This is a genomic window from Streptomyces sp. NPDC050610 (genome assembly GCF_040654875.1).
GTDB lineage: Bacteria > Actinomycetota > Actinomycetes > Streptomycetales > Streptomycetaceae > Streptomyces.
This window is the reverse complement of the sequence record NZ_JBFAIV010000019.1, coordinates 104006-111023: the sequence shown is the minus strand read 5'-3', so window position 1 is coordinate 111023 and position 7018 is coordinate 104006. Positions and strand designations below refer to the sequence as shown.

The following is a 7018-nucleotide window of genomic DNA, read 5'->3' as shown; positions in this document are numbered from 1 at the left end:
GGCGGCGGGTCACCTTTGTGCTGGGCCTGATCGGGAGGGGCGGAGCGAGGGAGCGGCGGGGCGAAGCGGGGGAGCGGCGGGGCGGCCGGTCAGCCGTAGGTCTCGCTGATGGCGGTCTCCTTGGGGTCGGTGATGCTGCTCTGCCCGCCCCCGCCCTGCTCGTTCATCTGCGCGGCGAAGTCGTTGAACTCCTTGACGACCGCGTCCTCCGCGGCCAGGTAGTTCGTCCCCGCGAGCTGCATCGCGGAGGCGACCCGGGCGAGCACGCTGTTGCGGACGCTCTCCTCGTTCCCGGAGTTGCCGAACATGTGGGAGACGCAGGCGTTGAGCCGGTCGAAGAACTCCTCGGCCTCCTGCTGGGTCTTCCCGGCCCACCCCAGCTTGAGCTGCTTCAGCGTCGTGAAGATCATGGAGACGTCGGACGAGAGCATGGCGACGTACCCCTCGGGGCTGGCCTTGGACCCGCCGACCTCCTCGCCGAGCTTCCTGAGCAGTTCGGCGTCGACGTCGATCGTGGCGTTGCCGGCCGATGGCTGACCGGCCCCGTAGGTGCCCATGGACTGCGGGGTGTTCATGGACTGCGGGGTGCTCATCGTCGCTCCTGGTGTCGTGCGAGGAGCCGGCCTGTGCCGGCCCCGGGCGATAAGGACACGCCCTCGCGCCTCTTCCGGCTAGTGCTTCTTGTCGAAGTTCTGGGTGTTGGTGTGCTCGGTCTGCTGGTACTGGGTGTGCGCGGAGTCCATCCGCCGCTTCATCTCGTGGAGCAGGTCGACGAGTTGCTGCGCGTTCTGCGTGAACTCACGCTGCAGCGCGGAGAACGAGGAGGCGGCCGGGCTGTGCCAGATGGTCTCGGCGATGTTGAACGTCATGTTCACCAACATGACCGCGTTCTCGATGCTGGCCGTACGGCCCTGGACGACCTGGATGGCGTCTTCGAGCTGCTCCAGGTCGACTTTGAACTCGGCGGGAGTGATGGTTTTGGGGGCCACCCCTCGATCCTAGGCCGCGAAGATCACCCGGCGGCACTCCCCCGTTCCGTCCCCTGCGGCGTCTCAGAACGGGGACCTGGCCCGTGGCGCCTGGATTCGATGGGATGGAATCGACCGAACCATACCCGACGTGAACGCGCGGAAGGCAGCCGTGGCAGACGCAACCGAACACCCCAGGGACTCGCGGCACGGCCCGCCGAGGAAATACGACGAGGACGCCCCGCACGACAACGGCGACGGCGGGAATTCGAAGCCGCCGCCGGACATGAACAGCGTGCCCAACCTCGCGATGATCTGGGGCGACGCCCCGGCCATCACCGGCCATGTCGAGGGCGCGGGCGCGGGCGGGGACAAGGACAGCCCGCCGGTCCCCGCCCTCCCGGCGTTCCATGTCGACATCAGCAGCATCCACGCGGCCATGCAGTCGATGCTGGACGCCTCACGGGCAGCCGTCGACGGCTACAACCAGCTGGAGCAGACGGTCGCCCAGGCGATATTCGTCGACCATTCCACGTTCGGGCAGGAAGCGACCTACACGGACACCAACCCGAAGTTCGAACCGGGTGGCGCGGAGGCCAAGCAGCGCCAGTACGGCGTGGGCAAGCACTACGCCGACCACTCCGACCACCCCGAGATCAAACCGGACGAAGAGGTGCGCAAGGCGGGCGTGGCATACGCCCAGGCGATGAACCCCGCGATGACCCAGGTCCTCAAGGAGTGCGCCGACGCGATCGAGCTGGCCGGTCGGTTCATCGTACGGCTGGACCGCGCGGGCACCTACTACGCCCACGCCGAGGAGAACGCGGTCTTCCCCGAGCCGACCGGCAAGCCCGTGGTGACCTGACCGGTAATTGACGGCCCGTCAGAGCTGTACGCGCCGTCGAAGCGGGGCCGGGGCGCCGTGCTCACCTCGGTGAACGCACCGCCGCCGGCCCCCCTGCGCGTACCGTCCGCCGGGCCGCCGCCCGCTCAGGCCCCCGCCGTCCCGGACGCCGGGATGTCCTCGGGCAGCAGGGTGACCAGATCGTCGTCGTCCGGCTCGGACCCGGCGCCCCCGGCCGCGGACGGCAGGGCCGCGTGGTCGGCCAGCCGCGCCGCGTGGCGTTCCGTCATCCGCTGGAAGAGCTGGCGCGCGGTACGGCCGTTGCCGAACCGCTCGTCGCGCTCGACCGAGTCGAAGTAGCCGGCGAGCGCCGCCGGGGTCTCCTCGCCGAGTTCGTACTTGTGCTGCTCCGCGTGGTTCGCCACGATCCCGACCAGCTCCTGCGAGCTGTAGTCGTCGAAGAGCAGGGTCCGGGTGAACCGGGAGGCGAGGCCAGGGTTGGCATCGACGAACCGGGACATCTCGTCGGGGTAGCCGGCCACGATGACCACCACGTCCTCCCGGTGGTCCTCCATCAGCTTCACCAGCGTCGAGATGGCCTCCAGGCCGAAGTCCGAGCCCTGGCCGTGCGGCACCAGCGCGTACGCCTCGTCGATGAAGAGCACGCCGCCGACCGCCTGCCGGAAGATCGCGGTGGTCTTGGGCGCGGTGTGCCCGACGTACTCGCCCACCAGCGAACCCCGGTCCGCCTCGACCAGATGGCCGCGGGAGAGCAGCCCCAGTGCGGCCAGCAGCCGCCCGTACAGCCGGGCCACCGTGGTCTTGCCGGTGCCGCTGTTCCCGGCGAACACCAGGTGGCGGCTGAGGGGGGGCGGCGGCAGGCCGGCCTCGGTGCGGCGGCGCACCAACTGCATCAGCTTGACCAGCGTCTCCACGTCCTGCTTGACCCGCTCCAGGCCGATCAGGGCGCGGAGTTCGGCCAGCAGGTCCGCCAGGGACTCGACCGCGGGAGCGGTCTCGGCGGCGCTGCCCGGCGCGCCGCCCGCCGGCGGCGACTGGGGCACGGCCGCGGCGGGGCCCGCGCCGGAACCCGACTCCGGCAGCGTGCTGTCCTTCACCGCCTCGACGCGGCACGCCTCGAAGACCGGCGCGGCGCCGTCCGCGAGCTTGAGATCCTCGTCGGCGTCGCGGATCAGGCAGCGGCGCAGCACGGGCGTGGCGCCCCGGCCGACGTACACCGCCGGGTACTCGGTGGCGGCGATCTCGCAGTCCGCCAGCACCCCCGCCGCGCTCTCGGCTACGTACAGGCCGTTCTTGGCGGTGCGCAGCACCCGGGTGGCGGCGACGCGGGGCCGGGCGCCGTTCCACAGCACCAGTCCGCTGCCCTTGGTGTCCGTGATCTCGCAGCCGTCGAGCCACGCGGTGCTGCGCTCGCCGAGGAACACTCCGGCCGACCGGCTGCCGCGCACCTGGACGTTCACGATCAGCCCGCCGGTTCCGGCGGTCACTTCCAGGCCCGTGCCGCAGTCCTCGATCTCGCAGCCGTCGATGAGCGGGCGGTGCTCGGTGGTCAGGCTGATCCCGGTGCCCGCGCCCGTGACGCGGCAGCCGTGGGCCGTGAGGTCGCCGCCGTCCACGGCGAGGCCGGTGAGGTCCGCGGCGCTGATCCGGCTGTCGGAGAGGGTGAGGAGCGCCCGTTCGGTGACTCGCGCGCCGTGCTGCGCCGTGCCGCGCAGCTCGCAGCCGCGGACCGTGGCCCGGGCCGATCCGGCCAGGTGCACGGCGGTGAACGCGCTGTCGGTGACCGCGCAGTCGGCGAGCGTGAGCCGGGTCTCGTCGGTGGCGAAGACGCCGTTGGCCCGGGAGCGGGCGATGCCGCCGCCGCGCATCTCGACGTCGGCGTCGCCGCCCGCGGCCAGGCCGCTGTCGGCCGAGTCGCCGACCGTGGTGGCGTCCAGCCGCAGCGTCGCTCCCTCGGCGGCCAGCACGCCGACGCCGCCGGACTCGTCGACACGGCAGTCCCGCAGGGTGACCAGCACCGGCCCGGCGGCCTGTACGCCCGCGCCGCCGCTGCGGGAGATCTCGCAATCGTGCAGCAGGACGCCCGCCGCGCTCCCGGCGGCGCCGGCCGCGTCCTCGGAGCCGGCGCTCGTGCCGGAGTCCGGGGACTCGGCCGGGGGTGCGGCCGGGGCGCTGGTGCCGGCCGCGGCGGTGACCAGCACGCCCTGTGCCGCGCTGTCCGTCAGCCGGCAGGAGCGCAGCACCGGCCGTGCGTCGTCCTCGGCCCGGAACGCCGCCGCCGCGGTGCCGGCCAGCTCGCAGTCGGTGAAGCTGCCGCGGGCCGGTCCGCGCATCAGAACGCCGTAGCCGGTCACCGCGCTGACGGACAGTCCGGTGACCATCGCCTCCGCGCCGTGCTCGACGAGCAGTCCGGTGCCCTCGATGTCGGTGACCGTCACGCGCTCCAGCACGGCGCGGCTGTCGCCGCCGAGGCGCAGCCCCAGGGTGCCCGCGCCGTGTACGCGGCAGTCGCGCAGGGTGGGGGCGGCCGTGCCGGTGACCTCGACCCGGCCGCCGGCGATGTCGCAGCCGTCGAGCAGCACCGTGCCGCCGGCCACCGTCACCGCGGGCTGGTCCGGGTCCAGGCCCCGTACGGCCAGTCCGCGGAGTTCGCCCGCGCCGCCGACCACGGTCAGCGGCGTGCCCCGGGCAGCCACCAACTGGACGGTTCCCGGGCCCTGCTCGGCGACCAGGGTGACGTCCCGGTCCAGGGTCAGGTTCTCGGTGTACGTGCCCGGCTGGACGGTGACCACCGAGCCGGGGCTCGCCGCGCGCAGCGCGGAGCCGATGGTGCGGTGCCCTCCCCAGCCGCGGGCCCCGACGCGCAGTGCGGCCGCGCCGCCGGACCGCCCGATCATGCCGAGTTGCAGCTCAGCCGCACCGGAGCGGCCGCGTCGTGCGCGTGCTTGGTGGACGAGGTGTAGTCGACGCCGGTGTTGAACAGCTTGAGGGTGAGCTTGCCGCCGCTGACGCGGAAGGGGCCCTTGGTGACCCAGTTGCCGCGGTTGCCCACCTGGCTGATGTCGAAGGAGCCGGCGGTCTTGCCCCCGCTGTGGTCGGAGTTGTACAGGGCATACTGCGCGGGCGCGCCGCCCACGTGCTGGATGTCGTTGTTGTTCGGGATGTAGACGGCCAGGTTGCAGGAGGCCGTGCCCTTGATCTTGCTGCTGTAGTCGAACTTCCAGAGCACGTACTGGGTCGAGTCGTGCGAGGAGGACGACCCGGACATGGGGATGGAGATGTACTGCCCGTTGCAGCCCGAGCCGGCGTAGCCGCCGCTGGAGGACTTGAGCCAGCCGGACGACCCGTGGTTGAAGTTGGGGTCCTTCGTCCAGACGTTGGCGCTGCCGCTCGACGGGCAGCCGTATCCGGCGAGCGCGGTGTACGCGGGCGCGGCGGCGAACTTGGAGACGGTCGGGGCGTGGGCGCTGCCGGTGGAGTTCGACGAGGACGTGGTCTTGGCAGAACCGGAGCCGGAGCCGGAACCGGATCCGGAGGTGGGAGCGGAGGACGCCGATCCCTTGTGGCCGTCGTCGCTCGGGGCCTCCCGGTGCCCGTCGGCCACGGTGTGGTTGCCGGAGTCCCCGCCGGCGCCGCCGGTACCGTCGGCGCTTCCGCCGCCGTTCGTGCCCGGGTTCCCGCCGTGGGACACGCTGCCCTGGGAGTCCTCCTGGCCCTTGCCGTGCCGGTCGGCCTGGGAGGTGGCCGCCGCGGGGGAGAGCTTGCCGGCGACATCCTTCTTCTTCGTGTCGTCGCCGCCCGTGAGCGCGCCGACGGCTACGGCGCCGAGGCCCACCGCGGCCACCACGGCGATGCCGACGGCCACCACCCGCTTGCCCGACCGGCCCTGGTCGCCGTCGGACCGGACGCCGCCCACGAACGCGGAGACGAAACCGTGCCGGTCCTCCTCGGCGAGGCGGCCGGTCGCGCCGGCGGCGGGCTCCTGCGGCTTCTCCTGATCAGCCACGTGCTTCCTCTCCAAATTCGGGCCGTACGGGACTGCGGTGCAGAATACGGCTGGGGAGTGAACAGGTAAGAGATACCAGGGGAATTCAATTAGTCCCGGCGGGACAGACTATTCGTTCCCCTGCCGAAGTATTGCGAAAGCATTGCGAAGTCGTGATCTTCCGGGCGGAACCGCACCGAGATGCTTATCATCGCTGGTCAGCTGGGTGGGCTGGCCAGGGTCGCGGCGGTATCCACTCAGTGCAGTGCGCTTCTCGGGGGTTATGTTACAGCTCCCCTCCGGCCGATAGGGTATCGGGGCCGTCGAGTACATTGAAGATGCATTGAATCGGTTTCCAGGCAGGGTATCGGTCTGTGTGCCGGGAGTACGGCGCGTTGATCTGAGGACGGGAAAACGCATGTCCAATTATGCGCGAATTGTGATTATTGAGCATCGGAACCTCGTCCGGCACGGACTGGAGCGGGTGCTGTCCCAGAGCCCCCGGCTGGACGTGATCGCCGCACTGGAGCGAGTCCAGGACTTCACGTTCGACGCGTCCGGCCGGGACGGCTCCGGCGCCCCCGACGTCATCCTGTTCGGCCCCCCGTCCTGCGACGGGGGCCCCGACCCGGAACCGCTGGCCAAGACCGTCACCGGCCTGGCCGCCCGCGGCCCCGTGCTGGTCGTCTCGGAGTTCAGCGGGCCGTACCGGCTGCTCGACGCGATCCGGGCCGGGGCGCTGGGCTGCGTCACCGGGGAGGTCGACGACGCCGAGCTGCTGCGCGCCGTGGAGACCGTCGTGGGCGGCGGCTTCCACCTCTCGCCGACGCTCGCGCCCCGCCTCCATGCCGAGCTGCGACAGCCCAGCGCGGCGGAGCCCAGGTCGCTGGCCCGCCGCGAACTGGAGACGCTGCGGCTGCTCGCCGAGGGGCTGACCCACAGTCAAATAGGCCGCCGGATGGGCCTGACCGAGGCCACGGTCAGTACGTACGTCAAACGCATCCGGACCAAGCTGAACGTCGGCAACAAGGCCGACCTGACCCGGACGGCCATCGAACTGGGACTGCTCCGGGAACCCTGGGCGCAGACGGGCACGGCGGTACCGCGGGGAACAACCTGCGGCAAGGGGACCGAGGACCGCTGCCCGTCCCTGCTGCTGCCCCAGGAATGGCAGGACTGAACGGGCCGAGGGAGCCACGA

The 7018-nt window shown here is 71.7% G+C and carries 6 protein-coding genes; 2 read left to right on the top strand and 4 right to left on the bottom strand.

What is annotated here, in order from left to right; translation table 11 throughout:
* Positions 1-89: 89 nt before the first annotated feature.
* A complete protein-coding gene (locus AB0I22_RS23645; RefSeq protein WP_363132857.1) occupies positions 90-593 on the bottom strand; it encodes a hypothetical protein in 504 nt (167 codons plus the stop codon).
* Between the two features lie 78 nt (positions 594-671).
* On the bottom strand, positions 672-989 hold the full coding sequence (locus AB0I22_RS23640) for a WXG100 family type VII secretion target (RefSeq protein WP_363132856.1): 318 nt from the start codon (positions 987-989) through the stop codon (positions 672-674).
* Between the two features lie 151 nt (positions 990-1140).
* Between AB0I22_RS23640 and AB0I22_RS23635 the strand changes: the two genes are divergently transcribed.
* Entirely contained in the window at positions 1141-1833 is a 693-nt protein-coding gene (locus tag AB0I22_RS23635; RefSeq protein ID WP_363132855.1) for a hypothetical protein, read from the top strand.
* Positions 1834-1958: 125 nt separating this feature from the next.
* Here the strand turns inward: AB0I22_RS23635 and AB0I22_RS23630 are convergent, their stop codons facing one another.
* Positions 1959-4730 carry a right-handed parallel beta-helix repeat-containing protein gene (locus AB0I22_RS23630; protein WP_363132854.1) on the bottom strand — a complete coding sequence of 924 codons (2772 nt, stop codon included), beginning with the start codon at positions 4728-4730 and terminating at the stop codon, positions 1959-1961.
* Entirely contained in the window at positions 4727-5839 is a 1113-nt protein-coding gene (locus tag AB0I22_RS23625; RefSeq protein WP_363132853.1) for a hypothetical protein, read from the bottom strand. The genes AB0I22_RS23630 and AB0I22_RS23625 overlap by 4 nt, the downstream gene beginning before the upstream one ends.
* A gap of 418 nt (positions 5840-6257) precedes the next feature.
* Here AB0I22_RS23625 and AB0I22_RS23620 point away from each other — a divergent pair, with 418 nt between their 5' ends.
* Complete coding sequence (locus tag AB0I22_RS23620; protein ID WP_363132852.1) at positions 6258-6998, top strand: response regulator transcription factor; 741 nt, start codon at positions 6258-6260, stop codon at positions 6996-6998.
* Positions 6999-7018: the final 20 nt, after the last annotated feature.